We start from the raw sequence: 21,140 nt of genomic DNA on the forward strand, positions 1-21,140 counted from the left end.
GGTCCCGTGCTCAAGATCACCGATCTGGTCCACTCGTACGGCCCGCACCGCGTGCTGGGCGGGGTGAGCCTCTCCGTGGCCGAGGGCGAGCTGGTCAGCGTCGTCGGCCCGTCGGGGTGCGGGAAGTCCACGCTGCTGCGTTCCGTCGCCGGGCTGATCAGACCGTCCGGAGGGCGCATCACACTCGGCGGCCAGCCGGTCGAACGGACGCCGGACGACCTGGCGATCGTCTTCCAGGACTACAGCCGGTCGCTCTTCCCGTGGATGTCGGCGGCGAACAACGTCGCGCTTCCGCTGCGGCGCAAGGGCTTGGACCGCAAGCAGCGCAGGGAGGCCGCGATGGCCGCCCTCGACCAGGTCGGGCTCGCCGACGCGGGGAACAAGTACCCGTGGGAGATGTCCGGCGGGATGCAGCAGCGCGTGTCCATCGCGCGGGCGCTCGCCTACCGGCCGTCGCTGCTGCTCATGGACGAGCCCTTCGGCTCCGTGGACGCGCAGACCCGCGAGGACCTGGAAGACCTGGTCCTGAACGTGTGCGCCCACCACGGCATGACGATCCTGCTGATCACCCACGACATCGACGAGAGCGTGTACGTCGGCGACCGGGTCGTCGTGCTCACCAAGTCGCCGACGGTCGTCGCGGCCGACCTGGTGATCGATCTCGGCCGTATCCGGGACCAGATCGCGACCAGGCAGCTCGACGCCTTCGTCCGGCTGCGCGCCGAGGTCGGCCGCCTCGTCCGGGGCGGCGGCACCGGCCACACCACCGAATCCACCTCAGTTCTGGAGAAGAAGTGATCGACTCCACCGGGCCCGTCTGGGACGCCATCGTCGGCCTCTCCCGGTTCGGCGCCCTCGCCGCCATGGCCGAGTTGGGCTGCGCCGACCACCTGGCCGCCGGCCCGCTCGGCGTGACCGACCTGGCCGCCCTCTGCGACGCGGACGCCACGGCCCTCGGCCGGGTCATGCGCGAGCTCGCCGCCATAGGCGTGGTGCGCTCAGTCGCTCCGCACGTGTACGAGCTGACCGAGGCCGGCCAGGTGATGCGCGGCGACGTACCGGGCAGCATGCGGCCGGCCGTGCGCGTGATGGCGGAGGAGGGCTACTGGCAGGCGCTCGGCCTGCTCCCCGAGTCCGTACGGCGGGGCAGGTCGGTGTTCGTGGAACGGAACGGGCCGTACTACGACTACCTGGCGGCGCGTCCGGAGGCGGCGCGGGAGTTCAACGACTACATGGAGACCCGGGCCGTGCCGATCGGGGCGGCGCTCGCGGCGGACTACGACTTCTCGGACGTGAAGACCCTCGTTGACGTGGCCGGCGGAAACGGGCACCTGCTCGCCGCGGTGCTCGCGGCCCATCCCACGGTGCGCGGCGTGCTCTTCGACCGGGAGCACGTGGTGGAGGGGGCCCGCGCGTCGCTGGAGGCGCGGGGCTTCGGCGAGCGGTGCGAACTGGCGCCGGGTGACTTCTTCACCGGTGTGCCCGCGGCCGACGCCTACCTGCTGGCGAGCATCATCCACAACTGGAGCGACGAGGACGCCCTGCGGATCCTGGGCAACGTCCGCGCGGCGATGCCCGCGGACGGACGGGTGCTGCTGCTGGAGATGGTGCTGCCCGACGACGACTCCCCGCACATCGGCAAGGAGGTCGACCTGCGGATGCTCGCCCTGCACGGTGGCAGGGAACGCACCCGCGGCGAGTACGCGGAGCTGCTCGCCACCTCCGGCCTGGCGCTCTCCCGCGTGCTGCCGCTGCCGGCCGGCGCGAGCCTGATCGAGGCACTGCCCGCCTGACGGACGCCGGCCCCGGCGCGCGCGTACGCGTGCCGGGGCTCGGTCAGCGGCCGCCCCAGCCGGGTACGGCGACCCGCATGGTGAGGGCGTGCTCGACCAGCGTGATGAGCGTGGTCTTGACCGACTCGCGGGTGCGGGCGTCGGTCCGCACGATCGGGACGTGCGCGGAGAGGCTCAGCGCCTCGCGGACCTCGTTCTCGCTGTGCGGGTACTGCCCGTCGAAGCCGTTGACGCCGACGACGAACGGGAGCTGGGCCTCCTCGAAGTAGTCGACCGCGGGGAAGCTGTCCGCCAGCCGCCGCGTGTCGACCAGCACGACGGCGCCGATGGCGCCGCGTACGAGGTCGTCCCACATGAACCAGAACCTGTGCTGACCGGGCGTACCGAACAGATAGAGGATCAGGTCCTGGTCCAGGGAGACGCGGCCGAAGTCCATCGCGACCGTCGTCGTGGTCTTGTGCGGCACCAGACCGACGTCGTCGATGCCGGCGCTGGCGTCGGTCATCACCGCCTCGGTCGTGAGCGGCATGATCTCCGAGACCGCGCCGACGAACGTGGTTTTACCCACGCCGAAACCGCCCGCCACCACGATCTTCGTCGAAGTCAGGCCCCGCTGAGAGCCCTGGCTAGAGCCTGCGAAGTCCACTGAGCACCCTTTCAAGCAAGTTCAGATCCGGCTTACCAGCGTCCAACTGCGGCTGGTGCACGTGCACCAGCCCCTCCGCCGCCATGTCGGAGATCACCACGCGGGTCACGCCCAGCGGGATCCGCAGCATCGCCGAGACCTCCGCCACGGACCTGATCTGGCGGCAGAGCGTGATGATCGCCTGCCGCTCCGGCGGGAGGGTGGACAGATCCTGGTGAGTCGAGGTCATGGAGGACACGAGCGCCTCCATGGCGAGTTGGAGACGCGGTGCCGTACGCCCACCGGTCACCGCGTATGGGCGTACCAGTGAACTCGGCTCCGCCGGCCCGGGTTGGGGAATCGGGTTCGTCCCGCCATAGCGCCGGTGGGCGTCGTCCACCGGCGGGTAGGGCTCGTCCGTCCAGCCGCCGCCTGCCACAACGTCCTCCTGTCGTCGCCTTTATCTGGGGTGGGACGCTTGGAGCTCGGCGCGTACCGCGGGGGTAAGCACCTGTCCCGCACGATCCACCAGCAGCGTCATCTGATACGCCACCAGACCCATGTCGCAGTCCGCGGACGCGAGGACCGCAAGACACGACCCGTCACTGATCGACATGATCAGAAGCAGCCCGCGCTGCATCTCCACCACGGTCTGCGTGACCGGGCCACCCTCGAACACCCGAGAGGCGCCCTGCGTCAAGCTGATCAACCCGGCCGCCACGGCCGCCAACTGGTCCGCCCGGTCCTTCGGGAACCCATCGGAGAACGCCAGCGGCAGACCGTCCGCCGACACCACCACCGTGTGGGCCACGCCGGGAACGTTGCCCACAAAGTCAGTGATCAGCCAGTTGATGCCGCGAGCCGCCTGGCTCATCTCCCTCATGCGTCCTCCTTGTCAGTGTCAGAGCCGCCACCGATGAACGGCGACGCCCCTGGATAACCCTGCTCACCGCTGACCTCTCCTCGCGCCACCGCGCGTCCCTGCCGGATGCCCTGCTGGAAGCTCGACAGCCGGTTGCGTACGCGGTCGGGCGAGAGCGATGGGGCGGGCGGCGGGGGTGCCGGCGTCGCAGACGCCGCCGCCCCGCTGGAGGCGATCGCCGACGCGGATCCCGGGACCAGGTTGGCCTTGGGGACCCGCTTGGGCAGGCCGGAGGAGGTGACCCCACCGAGCGACGGGTCGCTGGCGGCCTTGGCGGCCTGCCATCCCGCGTCGGCCGGGGACGACCACTGCCGCGCGTCGGCCTCGCCGGCCTCGCGGACTTCCTCGTCGGCGTCCTTCACGGCCTCCTCCGTACCGGGCTCGACCTTCCTGAACCAGTCGGACTCGACCGCCGCGAATATCGGCAGGAACTCCTCCGGCTGGTCCTCCATCGGCGAGTTGCGGATCGCCGGGAGGGGGCCGGTGTTGTCCGAGTCCGACTCGAACGCTCCGGTTCCGGAGGCGTCCCCCGTCGCGGGGGCGACCGGCCAGCCGCCGGAGTCCCCGGGCGGGGTGGGCCAGGAGGAGCTGCCCGGCGCGGGCAGGTGCCCGGGCCACGGCGTGTCGACGGGGGCTCCGGTGGCCTTGCCACGCTCGAACGGAGGCGGATCGAAGAGGTTGGGCGCGAACGGCTCCGGCTCCGGGGCGCCCGCGGCGAACGGGCCCGTCCCGAAGGAATCGGAGTCCGCACCGCGCTCGAACGGAGGCGGGTCGAACGGATTACGTGTGGTCGCGGGCGGCGGGTCGAACGGGTTCCGCCCGGTGGCGGGAGCATCGAACGGGTCACGGGCGGCCGGCGCCTCGAAGGCGTCGCGCGCCGGCGGCTCCGGCTCCCGGGGACCCTCGGAACCGAACGTGCTCTTGGCGAACGGCTCCTTGTCCCGGCCGAAGGTGTCGAACGGGCCGCGCTCGAACGGGTCGGCGCCGGGGGCGCCGACTCCCGGCGCGTCCGAGCCGATCACCGGCGTGCGCTTCGGGGCGTCGAAGGACGTCGGGCTGCCCAGCGCCGGGGCCGCGCCGAACGCGGCGGCGTCGAACTGGGCGCCGAACTGCGCGGCGGGCTCGGCCGGCGGCATGCCGGGGAAGGCCGGTCCGCCCTGCTGGCCGAGCAGCGCCTCGGGCAGGAGCACCATGGCGGTGAGGCCGCCCGCGTCCTGCTGACGGAGCTGCACCCGGATGCCGTGGCGCAGCGCGAGGCGGCCGACCACGAACAGGCCCATGCGCCGGGACACCGACACGTCCACGACCGGCGGGTTGGCCAGCCGCCAGTTGGCCTGGGCCAGTTCCTCGGCGGTCATGCCGATGCCCAGGTCGCTGACGGAGATCATGAGTCCGCCGCCGTCGATGCGGTTGCTCGACACGACGACCTTCGTCTCGCGGGGGGAGAACGAGATGGCGTTCTCGACCAGCTCCGCGACGAGGTGGACGACGTCGTTGACGGCCTGGCTGACGACCGCGCCGCCCGCGGTCACCTGCAGGCTCACCCGCTCGTAGCTCTCGACCTCGGAGAGGGAGGCGCGGACGACGTCGACGACCGGGACCGGCTGGCCCCACCGGCGGGCCGGCTCCTGGCCCGCGAGGACCAGCAGGTTCTCACTGTTGCGGCGCATGCGGGTCGCCAGGTGGTCCAGCTTGAACAGGTTGCCGAGACGGTTCTCGTCCTGCTCGCCCTGCTCCAGCCCGTCGATCAGGGCGAGCTGGCGTTCCACCAGCGTCTGCGTACGGCGGGAGAGGTTCACGAACATCGAGTTGACGTTGCTACGCAGCCGGGCCTCGTCACCCGCCAGGCGGATGGCCTCCTGGTGGACCTCGTCGAAGGCCCGGGCGACTTCACCGATCTCGTCGCGAGTGGTGACCTGGATCGGCGCGACCTCGACCTTGAGCGACTCGTCCTGCGACTCGCGCAGCATCTGGACCGTGCGCGGCAGCCGCGAACCGGCGATCTCCAGGGCCTCGCGGCGCAGGCGGCGCAGCGGCCGGGTGAGCGAACCGGCGACCGCGGTGGTGATCAGCAGCATCAGGCCGAGGAGCAGGAGGATCGCGGAACCGGAGATGATCGCGCGGCGCTGCTCGTCGTCGGCCATGGCCTGCGTCTGCGCCACGACGGACCCGGCGAGGCGCTGCTCGACGGCGTTCATCTTGTCCACGGTCGTGGTCATCGTCTCGAACCACAGGCGCAGGTCGTCGGTGCGGGTGTGGTCCAGGTCGATGATCCGGTCGTACTCACGCATCTGGGCGAGGGCGCCGGCTCGGAGGGAGTACGCCTTCTCGATCGGGATGCCCTTGACCGTCTGCGCGTAGAACTTGGCGTCGTCGGCCGAGGCTTCCCTCTGGAACGTCTCGAAGTTGCTTTCCTGCGCCTGGCGGGCTCCGAGGAAGTTGGCGAGGTCGTCCTTGGTGAACGATTTCTCCGCGAGGCCGACGGTGAGGATGCCGCGCTGCCGGGCGAGCTGCTCCTGGGCGCGGGTGAGCGCGCCGAGGGCGACACCGTCGGCGAACATCCGGTCGCTGCCGGTCGCGGTGCGCAGCTCGTCGGACAGCCCGTTGAGCACCTCGATCATGCTCTTGTACGTGCCGAGGACGGCTCGGGCGGGAACACCGTTGGAGTCGAACTGCTTACGGAGACCGGGGAGGCCGTCCATCCAGCGCTGCATGTCCTCGACCCGGTTCCGCACACGAGCGGAGTGGCCGCTGTCGAGCTGCTGGATCTTGTCGACGACGGCCCGCTTGGCCTTGTCGGTCTCCTGCCGAATGTTCTTCACCTGGGTCAGCCGGGTGAGCCTTCGGTTGGTCGCCGTGTACCAGGCGGTGTAGTCGCGCTCCACCGCGACTTCGTGCGAGAGGGCGCCCACGGCCTGGACCAGACCCGCGACCTCGTTGATGCGCCGGTATTGGACCGATGTGTTGACCGCGTCGGCGAGTTGGATGCCGCCGAGGAGCACACCGACGACCGTGGGCAGCAGGATGAGCGCGATGAGTCGGGACCGCACCCTCCAGTTCCCCAGCCGGAACCAACCGCCGTCCCCGGAAGCGCGCTTGGACGCCGGCTCGGAGGCCGGCATGGAAGCCGGTGCGGCCTCCGGCTGCGGGACAGCCTTGGGTTCTTGAGTACTCACGGGTTTTCGCAACCTCTTGCCGAAGTCATATACGCGCAGCCATGGCCCCCAGCCGCGATGCGGCTGTGACGCCTGGGACCTCATTGAAGCGAGGGTAATTGGAACACACCATTACCAGATCGGCCAAACGCGCACCGCGCTCAATCGTGGCCTTATTCCCTCAGAACGGGATGTTTGGGACCACATTTGGGTCCGTCCGAGCGATCCATATCGGCCGGATCTTGCGTTGTAACGGTCCCGGCGCCCCCCTGAAGGGAGGCGCCGGTCCATGCGTTCACGCGCGAGGTCAGCCGCGGAGGATCACTGCTGCGCCGCGATCTCGGTCGCCAGGCGGGTGTACTTGGCCGAGTCGGCGCCCAGGTCGATGATCGACTCACCCTGGAGCAGGTCGGCCGGGGTCATCTTGAGCGACGGGAACGACTGGATGGTGGCCGGGTTGACCTTCTCCATCGCGGCCTTGTTGGGGGCCTTGTACATGATGTTCTCGGCCAGCCAGCTGTGGATCTCGGGGTCCAGGATGTAGTTGATGAAGGCGTGCGCCGCCTCCTTGTTCTTGGAGGTCTTCAAGATCACCATGGTGTCCGCCCAGAGGTCGCTGCCCTCCTTCGGCACCGTGAACTTGATGTTCTTCTCGTTCTCCGGGCACCAACCGTCCCACGCCTCGACCATGACGGCCTCGCCGGACTTGAGCCGGTCACCGAACGTCGTGTCGTCGTACGCGAGGAGGTTGCTCTTCGCCTTGAGGAGAAGATCCTTCGCCTTGGCGATCTGGCCGTCGTCGGCGGTGTTGATGGAGTAGCCGAGCGACTTCAGGGCCGGCAGGGCCAGCCAGCGCTCGGTGGTCATCATCGTGACCTTCTTCTTGTACTCCGGCGCCGGGTCGAGGATGTCGTTCCAGCTCGTCGGCGCCGTCTTCACCAGGTCGCTGCGGTAGCAGATGCCGGTGGTGCCCCAGGTGTAGGGGACCGAGAACTTGTTGCCCTTGTCGTACGACAGCTCGGACGCCTCGGGGTAGAGGTTCGCGAGGTTGGGGATCAGCTCGTGGTGCAGCGGCTCGAGCAGACCCTGCTCGTTGAGCGCCTGGGCGTACTGACCGGAGACGAAGGCGACGTCGAAGCCGCTGTCCGCCGACGCGGTGAGCTTGGCCATCGCCGTCTCGTTGGTGTCGTGGATAGCGATGTTGATGGGGAAGCCGAGCTTCTGCTTAACCCTGTCCGGAAGGTCCTTGGGCGAGTAGCCATCCCAGATGGTGATGTTGAGCTTCTGCTGCTTCAGGTCCGCGTTGGGGTCCAGCTTGTCGGCGGACGCGGCGGGAGCCGCCCCGGCTCCTGTGCCCTCCGAGCCGCATGCTGCCAGGGCGAGGGCAAGACCGGCCACGATGGCGGCAGCCGGAAGACGGCGGGTGTACCGGGTACGGGACACGACCGTAACTCCTTCGGGATTCAGATCTTCGAGAGCTCTGCAAAGGGCAGGCCAAAGGAGGAGTGTTGCAGCCCCAACCAGGTTTAAGCAAGACTTATCGGACAGTGTTAGCGATCAGTGGGCGACCTGATTTGAATCCGTGTTCAACACGGTGCGACTTGTGACCCTGGTCAGAAATCGGACATTTAACCACAAAAGCCCCCATTAAGGGGCGCTCCACCGAGCCTTTTCGGCTCCCTCTCACACCCGGCTCAGCATGTCGCGCGGCCCGGCCCCCACCGCGGCCGGAGCGTGCCGGAGAACGCGCCGGGAGGCCGGCGGCGTCAGTATCCCGCCCGCGTGCGGAGCACGTACTCCACGAGGCTGATCAGCGTGGACTTCACCGCCTCGCGCGAGCGCGCGTCCGTCTTGACCACGGGTACGTGCGGGGCGAGCGACAGCGCCTCCCTCACCTCGTCCATCGAGTGCTGGAAGGAGCCGTCCCAGCCGTTCATCGCCACCACGAAGGGCAGCCCGGCCTCTTCGAAGTAGTCGATGGCGGGAAAGCAGTCGGCCAACCTGCGGCTGTCGACCAGCACGACGGCGCCGATGGCGCCGCGTACAAGATCGTCCCACATGAACCAGAACCTGTGCTGACCGGGCGTACCGAACAGATAGAGGATCAGATCCTGGGCCAGGGAGAGCCGCCCGAAGTCCATCGCCACGGTGGTCGTGGTCTTGTTGGGCGTGAGACCGAGGTCGTCGATGCCGGCGCTGGCGTCGGTCATCACCGCCTCGGTCGTGAGCGGCATGATCTCCGAGACCGCCCCGACGAACGTGGTCTTGCCCACGCCGAAACCGCCCGCCACCACGATCTTCGTCGAAGTCAGGCCCCGCTGAGAGCCCTGGCTAGAGCCTGCGAAGTCCACTGAGCACCCTTTCGAGCAGGTTGGCGTCGGGCTGTCCCTGGTTGAGCTGCGGCATGTGCAGACGGATCAGGCCCTCGTCGGCCAGGTCGGCGATGAGCACGCGGGCCACGCCGAGCGGGACCCGCAGCAGCGCGGAGATCTCCGCGACGGAACGAACGGAACGGCAGAGCACTATGATCGACTCCTGCTCGGGGCTGAGCAGAGTGTAATCATCGCTCATCAGGGTCACCGACGATACGAGAGTCTCCATCGCCAGGTGATAACGCGGCTCGGAGCGACCGCCGGTGACGGCGTACGGACGGAAGAGGGGCTCGTCCTCTTCCCCCTCACCAGGGCGCATTCATGTCTCCTATGACCCGGGTCAGCGCCGGGCCGACTGCAGCTCGGCGCGCAGCGCCGGGGTGAGCACTTGACCGACCCGCTCGACCAGCAGCGTCATCTGGTAGGCCACCAGGCCCATGTCGCAGTCGGCCGCGGCGAGGACGGCCATGCAGGAGCCGTCGCTGATCGCCATGATCAGCATGAGACCGCGCTGCATCTCGACCACGGTCTGCGTCACCGGGCCGCCGTCGAAGACGCGGGACGCGCCCACGGTCAGGCTGAGCAGCCCCGCCGCCACGGCGGCGAGCTGGTCGGCGCGATCGAGTGGAAACCCGTCCGAGTTGGCCAGTCGCAGGCCGTCCGCCGACACCACCACGGCGTGCGCGACCCCCGGGGTGCCGCCGACGAACTCCGTGATCAACCAGTCGAACCTGCGTGCCTCAACGCTGAGCGCGGTCACGAGCTCTCCTCCTCATTACCGGGCGCGGCGCCGGAGCCGGACACGTCGGCTCGGCCGCGCCGTACACCCTGCTGGTAGCTGGACAGCCGGCTGCGAACCAAATCGGGCGAGACCGCCGGTCTGGCCGCGTCCGGAGTGCTGGTCACCGCGTCCACCGAACCGGGCACCAGATTGGCCTTGGGGGTCCGCCTCGGCAAGCCCGCGTCCGTGACGCCGCCTGTGGTGGGAGCGCTCGCGGCGGCGGCCGCCCGGTATCCACTGTCCGCCTGGGATCCCCAGCTTCCCCGGGCCGCGCCGTCCCCGGACGGCCGGGCCGCGGTCGCGCCGGAGGCCGCGCCCGAGGTCAGGTCGGCGCCCGGTGTCTCCCGCGCCCCGGTCCCGCCGCCGTCGGCGCGTACGGCGCCCGCGGCCTGCTGGGCGGGACGGCGGAACCAGGCGGACTCGACCGCGGCGAAGATCGGCAGGAACTCGTCCCCCCGCTCCAGGTGCGTGTCGTCGGAGACCGGCGAGGGCATCGGGGTCGCGGCACCGATGGGGAAGGCGCCCGAGTGCTCGGTGAACCTGGGCACGTTCAGCGGCGACTCCGGGACGGACGGCCGCGAGCCCGCGACCCCCGGCCGGTCCGCACGCCCGGCCGGGTCGGAGGGCCCGGCGCCGGGACGTCCGTCGTGGTCGGAGTGGCGGGCCGAGTAGCCCGCGGGCGCGCTCCAGCCGGGCTGCGCCGCGGCGCCGTCGTCGGCCGTCCGGCCGGCGGTCCCGATGGCGGGGAAGCTCTCGGTGTCCTGCTGCCCCTGGTCGCCGAAGGCGGAGAACCCGCCGGGGGCGATCTGGGCGCCGCCGGCGGCCGAGAAGCCGCTGGCGGCGGGCTTGCGCGTGGGCAGTCCGTTCGCCCGGCCCGGCGACGCGTCGCCGGCCGGGGTGGTGGCGCCCGGAGCGGGAGTGCGGGTGTCCCGCTGACCCGGTACGGCGGCGCCCCGGGCGCCCCGCGCCGGGAGGGCTCCGCCCTGGGTCGGTTCGAGCCCGCCGCCACCCGGTGACCGCGTCGGAGCCGGCCCCGCGATCTGGGCGCGGCCCTGCTGGCCGTTCTGGCCGTGCTGGCCGCTCTGGCCGCTCGCGGGCAGGGCGGCGCCCGGACGCGCGGGCGCGCTCCGCTCGTCGCCGGCGACGAGCGCGGCCGGGAACAACACCATGGCGATCAACCCGCCGGAGTCACCCGGGCGGAGCTGGACTCGGATGCCGTGCCGCTGGGCGAGGCGGCCGACCACGAAGAGCCCCATCCGCCGGGAGACGGACACGTCCACGGCGGGCGGCTCGGAGAGTCTGCGGTTGGCCTCGGCCAGTTCGTCCGGCGACATGCCGATCCCGGAGTCGCACACCGAGAGCAGCACCGCGCCGCCCTCGACGCGGTCGCTCGACACCACGACCTTGGTGCGGTCGGACGAGAAGGAGATGGCGTTCTCCAGCAGCTCCGCGACCAGGTGGACGGAGTCGTTGGCGGCGTGCCCGGCGACCGAGGCGGAGCGGTGGACCCGCACGTTCACCCGCTCGTAGTCCTCGACCTCCGACAGGGCCGCGCGTACGACGTCGACCAGGAGCGCCGGCTTGCTGCGCTTGCGCGCGGACTCGTGCCCGGCGAGGACCAGGAGGTTCTCACTGTTGCGGCGCATGCGGGTGGCCAGGTGGTCCAGCTTGAACAGGTCGGCGAGGCGACGGCCGTCCTGCTCGCCGCGCTCCAGGCCGTCGATCAGCGAGATCTGCCGCTCGACGAGCGTCTGGGTCCGCCACGACAGGTTCACGAACATGGCGTTGACGTGGGTGCGCAGCCGGGACTCCTCGGCGGCCAGCCGGACGGCCTGCGCGTGCACCTCGTCGAACGCCTGGGCCACCTCGCCGATCTCGTCCTCCGTACCGAGGTCGATGGGCTGCACCTCGGGGGCGGCCCCGGCGTCGTCCGACTCGCGCATCCGCCGTACGACCTCGGGGAGCCGGGTTCCGGCGATCTCCAGGGCCTCGGCGCGCAGCCGGCGCAGCGGCCGGACCATCGAGCGGGCGATGAGCACGGTGGTGGCGAGGACCAGCATGAGCAGCGCGAGGATCAGCCCGGCGGCGATCAGCGCGTTGCGCTGCTCGGCCGACTGCAGGCCGGTGGCGCGGTCGATGACGGCCGTGGAGAGCCGCTTCTCGGCGACCGCGAGCTGCTCGATCGTCTTGGTGCTGTGCTGGAACCAGCGCACCACCATGCGGTCCCTGGACTTGTAGCCGCTGAGGGAGACGTTCTGGATCGCCAGGGTGATCGCCCAGGACTTGGTCAGCTCGGTGTCCACGACGTTCTTGTCGCTGAGGAGCCCGGCGAGGAAGGCCGCGTCGGCGGAGTTCGTCTCGGCGTAGAAGCGGTCGACGAACCCCTGCTGGCGCGACTGGGAGGCGATGAAGTCGCGCAGCTCGTAGGCGGTGAACCGCTGGTGCGGCTCAAGCAGCTCCCTGGTCAGCATCTGGCGCTGCCGCGACGCCTCCTCCTTGGCGTTGGCCAGCGCGCCCAGGGCCCGCATGTCGGCGATGACGACGGCGTCGTCGCCGCTCTGGCCGAGCTCGTCGTGCAGCCGCAGCAGGCCGGCGATGATGCCGCTGTAGTCTTCCTCGCTGCCCTTCTCGCGGACGTTCTCCAGACCGGAGAGCCGGTTCCCCGCCTGCTCGGCGAGCTGTACGGCTCGCACGCCGTAGCCGTCGTCGATCTTCGCGAGGTCGGCGGCGACCTTCCGGGCGAGGCCGTCGACCACGCCGTGCTGGTCGGCGAGGGTGATCTTGGTGGACCCGTCCACGTTGTAGACCCGCTTCGCGTCGCCGCCGCGCGCGGCGAGGTCGCGTTCCATGGCGAGTTGCTGGGAGAGGTCGCGCAGCCGTACGGAGTACTCGGCGGCCGAGCTCGTCCGCTGGTACGCGTTCAGGCTGTCCACCGAGTCGACGACCTTGGCGCCCGCGAGGGCCACCGCCACCAGGGTCGGCGCGACGATCAAGGCGGTCAGCCGGGAGGGAACGCGCCAATTCCGGGGTGCCAGGCGCCGCGCCCATGCGCCGCTCGGCGTCCCCGCCGTCTCCTCCGCGTCGCTTCGCTGCTCCGTACTCACCGGCCCCGCCATTCTGGGATGCCCTCACGCATCCCGACAGCATGAAGTGACATCGCTACTCAAACGCGGACAATTCGACCACAAGGTCACGATTACCGGCGATTCGCCCTCAAAGGCGCACAGAATTGTTACCAACTGGTAAGGGGTCTTTCCCCTGCGTCTCCGGCCACGTCTCCAGCTAGGTCACCGCAGCGCGGCGAGCACGTGTCGCCGTACGTCACCCCGCTGCTCAACGTCCACGAGAGGCCTGCCGGCCCGATCGACGACGTAGAAGACGTCCACGGCCTCCGCGCCGAGAGTCTCCACCCGGGCCGCTCTCACGTCAAGGCCACATTCGCCGAAAGCCCGCCCAATTCGCCACAGAAGCCCCGGACGGTCATGCGCCCGCACCTCGACCACCGTGGCCGTGCTGGACGCGTCGTCCACCAGCGTGACCCGCGGCGGCGCGACGGGGACGCGCGACCGCCGCATCGCGCCGGCCCGGCGGGCCAGCCGCCGCTCGATGTCCAGGCGCCCGGCCAGCACCAGGCGCAGGTCGGCCTCGAGCGCCGCCGGGTCCGGCGGCGAGCCGTACTCGGGCACGACGGCGAACTCGATCACGGCGGTCGAGCCGGCCGACGCCGAGGCCGCCGACCTGACGACGAGCCGGTGCGCGGCCAGCACCCCGGCCGCGTGCCACAGCAGCCCCGGACGGTCCGGCGCCACCACCGTCACCGCGCCGCCGTGGACCCGTACCGCGCCGCCGCCGTGCCGGGCCAGCGCGGCCTGCTCGGGCGAGAGGACCGGCGCGGGCGCGGGCGGCGCGCCGGACAGCACCGACCGCACCCGGCGCACCAGGTCGGCGACCAGCGACGCCTTCCAGGAGTTCCACGCGGCCGGGCCGGTGGCCTCACCGTCCGCGACCGCGAGCACGGCCAGGAGTTCCAGCACCTCGCGGGAGCCCACGGCCTCCGCCACGCGGGAGACGGTCAGCGGATCGTCGAGGTCGCGCCGGGTCGCCGTCTCGGGCAGCAGGAGGTGGTGGCGGACGACCCGGGTCAGGACGTCCACGTCCGCGCGCGGCAGGCCCATCCGGAAGCCGATGTCCCCGGCGACGACCTCGCCCGTCACCGAGTGGTCGCCCGGCCATCCCTTGCCCACGTCGTGCAGCAGGGCCGAGATGAGCAACAGGTCGGGACGGGACACCTCACGCGTGTACGCGGCGGCCGCCGCGGCCGTCTCGATCAGGTGCCGGTCCACGGTGTACCGGTGCACCGGGTTGCGCTGCGGGCGGTGCCGTACCCGCTCCCAGTCGGGGATGAGGCGCACGAGGACGCCCGACTGGTCCAGCTCCTCCCATACGGGCACCGCGGCGCGTCCCGCGCCCAGCAGCGACACCAGGGCGTCCCTGGCCTCCTTCGGCCACGGCACAGGGAGCGGCGGGCACTGCGCGGCCAGTGTGGACACCGTCGCGGGGGCCATCGGCAGCCCGGCCCCGGCCGCCGCCGCGGCGGCGCGGAGCACGAGAACGGGGTCCGTACGCGGTTCGGCGCCCCGGGCGAGCACCACCTCGCCGCCGTGCTCGACCACACCGTCGGCGAGCGGCCGCCGCCCCCGCGGCACGGGGCCGGCCAGCAGCCGGTCCACCGTCCGCCAGGTCGCGTCGAACGCGTGCGAGATCGTGCGCCCCGCCTCGGCCAGGCGGCGCATCAGCGCCTCGGCGTCCAGCAGGCCGAGGCTGCCCGCGACCGCCTCCTGCTCCTGCAGCACCAGCCGGTCCGCGCCGCGTCCCGTGACCAGGTGCAGCGCGTGCCGCGCGTCCAGCAGCAGCTCATGCGCCTCCCGGACCCGGGGGCCGGGCGCCGGGGCGACCCAGGCGGCGGCCACGGCCTGCATCGCCTGCACGTCCCGCAGCCCGCCCCGCGAGTCGCGCAGGTCGGGTTCGAGGAGGAAGGCCAGCTCGCCGCTCGCCCCGGCCCGCCGGTCGGCCGCCTCCCTCAGCTCGGCCAGCCTGCGCCGGGAGCGGGCGCGCCAGTCGGCGAGCACGGCCTCGCGCAGCGCCCGGGTCAGCTCGGCGTCGCCCGCGACGTGCCTGGCCTGAATCAGGCCGAGCGCCGCCTTCAAGTCCTCGCGGGCCACCTCGGCCGCCTCGTCGAGCGTGCGGACCGAGTGGTCGAGCCCGACGCCGGAGTCCCAGATCGGGTACCAGAGGCGGTCCGCGAGCCGGCCCACGTCGTCCCGGCCGTCGTGCAGCAGGACGAGGTCGAGGTCGCTGCCCGGGGCGAGCTCGCCCCGCCCCAGGCTGCCGACCGCGACGAGCGCGACGCCGTCGAACGCGTTCCGATCCGCGGCGGCGCGCCCGTCCCGGGCGTACGGCCGCGCGCACGCCGCACGGAGCAGATCGGCGAGCCACCTGTCGACGTCCGCCGCGCGTTCCTTGCGCGCGGCGGCGAACGAGCGAGCGTCCCCTCTCGCCATGCTGCTACAGGGCCTCCGGCCCGCGCTCACCGGTGCGGACCCGGACCACCGTGTCCACCGGCACGGACCACACCTTGCCGTCACCGATCTTGCCGGTCTGGGCGGCCTTGACGATGACGTCGATCACATCCTCGGCGTCGTCCTCCTCGGCGAGCACCTCCAGCCGGACCTTGGGGACCAGGTCGACCTGGTACTCCGCGCCGCGGTACACCTCGGTGTGCCCGCGCTGGCGGCCGTACCCGCTGGCCTCGCTGACCGTCATGCCCTTGACGCCGAACTGCTCAAGCGCCGCCTTGACGTCGTCGAGCTTGAACGGCTTGATCACCGCGGTGATGAGTCTCATGCGTCCACCTTCTTGACCTCGGCCGGGACCGCCGGCCCGTTGAGCGAGGCCACGCCGGAGGCGTGGACGGTGCCGAGGTCGTAGCCGGTCTCGGCGTGCGTCGTGATGTCGATGCCGGCGACCTCTTCCTCCCGGTCGATCCGGAAGCCCATCGTCTTGTCGATGATCTTGCCGGTGATCCACGCCATGGCGAAGGAGTAGAGGCCGACGACCACCGGGCCGAGCGCCTGGACGCCGAGCTGCGCGAGCGAACCGCCGTACAGCAGGCCCTTCTCCTGACCGTCCGCGAACGGGTAGCGGGCGATGAAGCCGAGGGCGACCGCGCCGATCGCGCCGCCGACCAGGTGGACGCCGACCACGTCGAGCGAGTCGTCGAAGCCGAGGCGGTACTTCAGCCCCACCGCGTACGCGCAGGCCGCTCCGGCGACGGCGCCGAGGAGGACGGCCGCCCACGGGTCGACGAAGCCGCAGGCCGGGGTGATCGCGACCAGGCCGGCGACCGCGCCGGACGCCACACCGAGCGTCGTGGAGTGCCCGTCGCGCAGCTTCTCCACCAGGATCCAGGCGCCCGCCGCGGCGGCCGCGGCGACCTGGGTGTTCATGAACGCCAGGCCGGCGGTGCCGTCCACGGCGAGCTCCGAGCCCGCGTTGAAGCCGAACCAGCCGAACCACAGCAGGCCGACGCCGAGGAGGACCAGGGTGAGGTTGTGCGGGCGCATCGGATCCTTGCGCCACCCGGCCCGCTTGCCCAGCACCAGCGCGAGCGCGAGCCCCGCGGCTCCGGCGTTGACGTGGACCACCGTGCCGCCCGCGAAGTCCTCGATGCCGAGACCGGCCAGCCAGCCGCCGCCCCACACCCAGTGGGCCACGGGGAAGTAGACGAGCGTCGCCCAGACGACCGAGAACAGCACCCACGCGCCGAACTTCGCCCGGTCGGCGATGGCGCCGCTGATCAGCGCGACCGTGATGATGGCGAAGGTCATCTGGAAAGCGGAGAAGACCATGCTCGGCATCCCGCCCTCCGCCTTCGTGGCGGTGTCGATGATGCTCTGCAGGCCGAGGGCGTCGAGGCCGCCGACGAGCTTGCCGACGACGCCGTCGCCGCCGCTGGTGAAGGCCAGCGAGTACCCATAGAGGACCCATGCGATGCTGACCGTGATGATGCTGACGAACGACATCATCATCATGTTCAGGACGCTCTTCGCCCTGGTCATGCCCCCGTAGAAGAACGCGAGCCCGGGAGTCATCAGCAACACCAGCGCGGTGGCTGTGATCATCCAGGCCGTGGTGCCGGTATCGATCTTGTCCATCGATCGCGGCCCTCCTTACATTGCCATGTGGCCGGCTATTCACGCGCTCAGTTGCGTCCGTCCAGGGCATCCTCGACCGGCTGGCGCACTGACGTTGGCCACAGATTGTTCTTCCGCCGTTTCACGCCGCCACCTCATGTGTTTCATCTCTGTGAAACTCGCCACCGTGGTGTTTCGCATTCGTTTCGGAAGGCTCACTTCCGGTCGAGGCACGTGTCAGGATTTAGGAAAGGGACCGAACGGCGAACGCATTAGGAAGCCGCACCACGCGGAATGCGCGGAACGAAGAAGAGCACAGGGAAGATCGCTGGGAAGATCACGCCCCGCTTGATCGAAAAATCCGGCCGGCCGTCCGAGGCGGGCGAGTTGTGACGGTGACGCGGCGAGATCGGCCGGCGGTTCACCCGGGACGCGCCGAACGCGCCCGACACACCCGAGAAGCCCTGGAACGCGCGGAAGCGCGCACCGGTTCCGGTGCGCGCTTCCGCTCACGCCCTACTCACTCTGGCGGGCCCCCGCCCACGCCGCTCGACCGCGCCGCGCGGCCCGCGCTCAGGCCGCGGCGCCCGCCATCTTGCGCAGCCGCAGCAGCGCGTCGCGCTCCAGCCGCCTGGCCCGGTCACGGCCGATGCCGTACCGCTCCCCCACCTCGGTGAGCGTGTGCTCGCGGCCGTCCACGAGGCCGTACCGCCAGCGGAGCATCTCGCGGGCCTGCCCCTCCAGACCCGTCAGCCACACCTCCAGGCGCTCCCGCTCCAGCGTGGCCATCGCCTGCTGCTCCGGGTCTGCCCAGGTCTCGTCGGCGATCATGTCGCCGAGCTCCGTCTCGTCCTCGTCGCCCACGCCGAGCTGCAGCGACACCGGGTCGGACGCCCAGCGGCGCAGCTCCCGAACCCGCTCGATCGGCAGGTCGAGCACCGCGGCGAGGTCGGCGTCGGTCGGCTCCACGTCCAGTTCGGCCAGCATGTCGCGGCGGACCCGCATCAGGCGGGTCATCTGCTCCCCCGCGTGGGTGGGCAGCCGCACCGGACGCGCCTGCTCGTGGATGGACCGGCCCACGGCCTGGCGGATCCACCACGTGGCATAGGTGGAGAACTTGTAACCACGCCGGTAATCGAATTTCTCCACGGCCCGGACCAGGCCCAGGTTCCCCTCCTGGACAAGATCGATCAGCGGCATCCCCCGGCCGGAGTATTTCCGTGCCACCGCGACCACCAGGCGCAGGTTCGCCTGAATGAACTCGTCCTTCGCGCGCCGCCCCGAAATCGCGATGCGTTCCAGCTCCTCGTCGGCCGCGTCCGAAACCCTGGGCTCGACGCGTCCGCTGTCCAGCAGGTGCTCGGCGAAGAGGCCCGCCTCGATGCGCTTGGCGAGATCCACCTCCTGTTCCGCGGTCAGCAGGGGGACCCGCCCAATTTCCGCCAGGTAGGTCCCCAGCAAGTCCCGATCAGAGACGTGCTGGTCGTGCGTCCGATTCCCCGTCGCCATTCGCTGGCACCTCGTTCCGCCGCCGCCGTATGTCCGAGTCGAGTCGGCCCAGGCCAGGGCTTTCCCGCCGTCTTTGTCCTGACCCGATCAACGATTTGGCCACAAGAAAGATTCCCAGAACTAATACGACTGGAGAATGGTTTTCGGCGTCCTACTCAAGGAGGAGGCGCCGCCCCGGAAACGGTTCTGTTTACCCCCTGAGGAGGACGTCAAACGACGCGGGCGCCGTCCTTCCACACCTGGTCCACCAGCGGCACGCCGGGGCGGTAGGCCAGGTGGACGTACGAGGGAGCCGAAAGGATGACGAGGTCGGCCCTGGCGCCCACCCTGAGCACGCCCACGTCGGTCCTGCGCAGCGCCCGCGCGCCTCCGGCGGTCGCGGCGCGCACCGCCTCCTTGGGGCTCATCCGCATCTCACGTACGGCCAGCGCCACGCAGAACGGCATCGACGAGGTGAAGGACGACCCGGGGTTGCAGTCGGTGGCGAGGGCGACGGACACGCCCGCGCCGAGCAGCCGGCGGGCGTCCGGGTACGGCGAGCGGGTGGAGAACTCCGCCCCGGGGAGGAGGGTGGCCACCACCCCGCTGTCCGCCAGGGCGGCCACATCGGCGTCGGTCAGGTGGGTGCAGTGGTCGGCCGAGGCCGCGCCGAGCTCGCAGGCGATGCGCACGCCCGGCCCCTCGCCGAGTTGGCCCGCGTGGATCCGGGCGCCCAGCCCGGCCCCGATGCCGGCGGCGAGGATCTCCCGGCTCTGGTCCCCGTCGAACGCGCCCCGCTCACAGAACACGTCCACCCACCGCGCGTACGGCGCGCACGCCTCCAGCATCGGCCCGGTCACCAGGGAGACGTAGTCGTCGGCGCCGACGCCCGGCGGCACCACGTGGGCGCCGAGATAGGTGGTCTCGGCGGTGAACCGCCCGGCGATCTCCAGCGAGCGGCGCTCGTCCTCGACGGTCAGGCCGTAGCCGCTCTTGATCTCGACGGTGGTCGTGCCCTGCGCGAGCATCTCGGCGACGAGGGCGCCGGCGTTCGCGGCCAGCGCGGCGTCGGCCGCCTCGCGGGTCGCGGCCACGGTCGTGCGTATCCCTCCGGCGGAGTACGGCAGGCCCTCCATCCTGGCCGCGAACTCGGCGGTCCGGTCCCCGGCGAACACCAGGTGCGCGTGGCTGTCCACGAACCCCGGGATGACGGCACGCCCCTCCACCCCAATCCGCCGGTCGGCGGCGGGCACGCCCGGTCCGGACGAGGGGCCGATCCACGCGACGACCCCGTCCTCGACGATCAGCGCGGCGTCGGCGATCTCCTCGTGCTCAGGGTCGGCGGTGAAGAGCAGCCCGATGTCCTCGAAGAGCGTCGCCCCACCGGCCGGTGCGTCTGATGTCATCCCGCTCACCCTCGTTTCCTGGTCGTCGACCGCTTCCCGTTCGGGCAGGTCCGCCCGCCGCGCTATCCCCTGGCGTCGGCGACGGCGTCCCGCAGGAGCGCGCCGACGTCGCCCAGCACGTGCCGCCCCTCCTCGACCACGCGGCGGCCTCCGGAGACGACCGAGTGCACGTCGCCCGCCGTGGCCGCGAAGACGACCGTCTCGGCCGCCGCGCCCTTGGTCGTGCCCGCCGTACGGACCGAGTCGAGGCGTACGGAGACCAGATCGGCCCACGCGCCCGGGACGAGCAGGCCCGCGTCGGGGAAACCGAGCGACGCGTGTCCGGCCGCGGTGGCGGCGTCGAGCAGCTCGGCGGCGCGGAAGTGGCCGCGCCGGCGGGTGGCGAGCCGCTCGTCCAGTTCGACCGCGCGCGCCTCCTCGAACAGGTCGATGACCGCGTGGCTGTCGGAGCCCAGCGTGATCGGCGAGCCGCCGTCCAGCAGGGTGCGCGCCGGGCCGATGCCGTCGGCGAGGTCCCGCTCGGTGGTCGGGCACATGCAGACGTGCGTGGTCGAGCCGCCGAGCAGCGCGATGTCGACCTCCGAGAGATGGGTCGCGTGGACGGCGGTCGAGCGCGGGCCGAGCGCGCCGTGCTCGTGCAGCAACTGGACCGGCGTGGCCGAGTACGCCTGGACGCAGTCGTGGTTCTCCGCGCGCTGCTCCGAGACGTGCGCGTGCAGCGGGACCGCGTGCCGGTTGGCGAACTCCGCGACCACGCGCATCTGCTCCGGCGGCACCGCGCGGACCGAGTGGATGGCCGCGCCGACCACCACGTCGTGCGCCTCGCGCAGGGAGCGGCCGAGCGTCTCCACCCTGCCGGCCCAGCGGTGCGCGTCGCCGTCCCCGAAACGGAGCTGGGTCCCGGTGAGCGGGTGCCCGATCGCGCCGGTGAGGTAGCAGGTGTCGAGCAGGGCGATGCGGACCCCCGCCTGCCGCGCCGCCTCGATGAGCGCGTGGCCCATCGCGTTCGGGTCGTCGTACGGCACGCCGCCGGGCCCGTGGTGCAGGTAGTGGAACTCGCCGACACAGGTGACGCCCGCGAGGGACATCTCGGCGAACGTCGCCCGGGCCAGCGCGAGATAGCGGTCGGGGTCGAGCCCGGCGGCCACGGCGTACATCTGCTCGCGCCACGTCCAGAAGGTGCCGCGCTCGGCCTGGGTGTGCCCGCGCAGCGCCCGGTGGAAGGCGTGCGAGTGGGCGTTCGCGAGGCCGGGCAGGGTCAGCCCGGCGAGTCGTGTCGCCCCCGGCGGGGGCGGGACCTCGGGTTGGACGGCGGCGATCCGCGCGCCCTCCACACGGATGGACACGCACTCCACCACCTCGCCGGGCGGCAGCCACGCCATCTCGCACCAGTAGGTGACGCCTC

17 protein-coding genes are annotated in these 21,140 nt (G+C 71.4%); 2 read left to right on the plus strand and 15 right to left on the minus strand.

Features of this window, described 5'->3' with window-relative positions; all coding sequences use genetic code 11:
- The first annotated feature begins 6 nt into the window (after positions 1-6).
- Positions 7-798, plus strand: coding sequence for an ABC transporter ATP-binding protein (locus AWQ71_RS00380; RefSeq protein WP_067124718.1), 792 nt, complete (start codon positions 7-9; stop codon positions 796-798).
- On the plus strand, positions 795-1,793 hold the full coding sequence (locus AWQ71_RS00385; RefSeq protein ID WP_067124721.1) for a methyltransferase: 999 nt from the start codon (positions 795-797) through the stop codon (positions 1,791-1,793). Before AWQ71_RS00380 ends, AWQ71_RS00385 begins: the two co-directional genes overlap by 4 nt.
- A 43-nt stretch (positions 1,794-1,836) precedes the next feature.
- Here the strand turns inward: AWQ71_RS00385 and AWQ71_RS00390 are convergent, their stop codons facing one another.
- The 15 genes from AWQ71_RS00390 to AWQ71_RS00460 form a co-directional block, all read right to left on the minus strand.
- Positions 1,837-2,439 carry a GTP-binding protein gene (locus AWQ71_RS00390; protein ID WP_084258245.1) on the minus strand — a complete coding sequence of 201 codons (603 nt, stop codon included), beginning with the start codon at positions 2,437-2,439 and terminating at the stop codon, positions 1,837-1,839.
- Positions 2,420-2,857 carry a DUF742 domain-containing protein gene (locus AWQ71_RS00395; RefSeq protein ID WP_084258247.1) on the minus strand — a complete coding sequence of 146 codons (438 nt, stop codon included), beginning with the start codon at positions 2,855-2,857 and terminating at the stop codon, positions 2,420-2,422. The genes AWQ71_RS00390 and AWQ71_RS00395 overlap by 20 nt, the downstream gene beginning before the upstream one ends.
- A gap of 21 nt (positions 2,858-2,878) precedes the next feature.
- Positions 2,879-3,301, minus strand: a complete 423-nt coding sequence (locus AWQ71_RS00400) for a roadblock/LC7 domain-containing protein (RefSeq protein WP_067124723.1) — start codon at positions 3,299-3,301, stop codon at positions 2,879-2,881.
- Entirely contained in the window at positions 3,298-6,390 is a 3,093-nt protein-coding gene (locus AWQ71_RS00405; protein ID WP_169806488.1) for a sensor histidine kinase, read from the minus strand. Before AWQ71_RS00405 ends, AWQ71_RS00400 begins: the two co-directional genes overlap by 4 nt.
- 426 nt (positions 6,391-6,816) lie before the next feature.
- Positions 6,817-7,938 carry a polyamine ABC transporter substrate-binding protein gene (locus AWQ71_RS00410; RefSeq protein ID WP_084258251.1) on the minus strand — a complete coding sequence of 374 codons (1,122 nt, stop codon included), beginning with the start codon at positions 7,936-7,938 and terminating at the stop codon, positions 6,817-6,819.
- A gap of 323 nt (positions 7,939-8,261) precedes the next feature.
- The gene (locus AWQ71_RS00415; RefSeq protein WP_067125940.1) at positions 8,262-8,807 is read right to left on the minus strand and encodes a GTP-binding protein; all 546 of its coding nucleotides are present in this window, start codon (positions 8,805-8,807) and stop codon (positions 8,262-8,264) included.
- Between the two features lie 19 nt (positions 8,808-8,826).
- Positions 8,827-9,186, minus strand: coding sequence for a DUF742 domain-containing protein (locus AWQ71_RS00420; RefSeq protein ID WP_067124733.1), 360 nt, complete (start codon positions 9,184-9,186; stop codon positions 8,827-8,829).
- Positions 9,187-9,207: 21 nt separating this feature from the next.
- Complete coding sequence (locus AWQ71_RS00425; RefSeq protein WP_067124735.1) at positions 9,208-9,627, minus strand: roadblock/LC7 domain-containing protein; 420 nt, start codon at positions 9,625-9,627, stop codon at positions 9,208-9,210.
- On the minus strand, positions 9,624-12,752 hold the full coding sequence (locus tag AWQ71_RS00430; RefSeq protein WP_169806489.1) for a nitrate- and nitrite sensing domain-containing protein: 3,129 nt from the start codon (positions 12,750-12,752) through the stop codon (positions 9,624-9,626). The genes AWQ71_RS00425 and AWQ71_RS00430 overlap by 4 nt, the downstream gene beginning before the upstream one ends.
- 183 nt (positions 12,753-12,935) lie before the next feature.
- The gene (locus AWQ71_RS00435; RefSeq protein WP_067124739.1) at positions 12,936-15,209 is read right to left on the minus strand and encodes a [protein-PII] uridylyltransferase; all 2,274 of its coding nucleotides are present in this window, start codon (positions 15,207-15,209) and stop codon (positions 12,936-12,938) included.
- Between the two features lie 4 nt (positions 15,210-15,213).
- The gene (locus AWQ71_RS00440; protein ID WP_012888521.1) at positions 15,214-15,552 is read right to left on the minus strand and encodes a P-II family nitrogen regulator; all 339 of its coding nucleotides are present in this window, start codon (positions 15,550-15,552) and stop codon (positions 15,214-15,216) included.
- Positions 15,549-16,862: an ammonium transporter gene (locus AWQ71_RS00445; RefSeq protein WP_067124741.1), complete on the minus strand. Its 1,314-nt coding sequence runs from the start codon at positions 16,860-16,862 to the stop codon at positions 15,549-15,551. The genes AWQ71_RS00440 and AWQ71_RS00445 overlap by 4 nt, the downstream gene beginning before the upstream one ends.
- Positions 16,863-17,414: 552 nt before the next feature.
- Positions 17,415-18,302, minus strand: a complete 888-nt coding sequence (locus AWQ71_RS00450) for a sigma-70 family RNA polymerase sigma factor (RefSeq protein ID WP_245658041.1) — start codon at positions 18,300-18,302, stop codon at positions 17,415-17,417.
- A gap of 257 nt (positions 18,303-18,559) precedes the next feature.
- On the minus strand, positions 18,560-19,735 hold the full coding sequence (hutI, locus tag AWQ71_RS00455) for an imidazolonepropionase (RefSeq protein ID WP_067124745.1): 1,176 nt from the start codon (positions 19,733-19,735) through the stop codon (positions 18,560-18,562).
- Positions 19,736-19,797: 62 nt separating this feature from the next.
- A complete protein-coding gene (locus AWQ71_RS00460; protein WP_174550662.1) occupies positions 19,798-21,117 on the minus strand; it encodes a formimidoylglutamate deiminase in 1,320 nt (439 codons plus the stop codon).
- Positions 21,118-21,140 lie beyond the last annotated feature (23 nt).

Origin of the sequence: Microtetraspora malaysiensis (genome assembly GCF_001528665.1) — a bacterium.
Classification (GTDB): domain Bacteria; phylum Actinomycetota; class Actinomycetes; order Streptosporangiales; family Streptosporangiaceae; genus Microtetraspora_A; species Microtetraspora_A malaysiensis.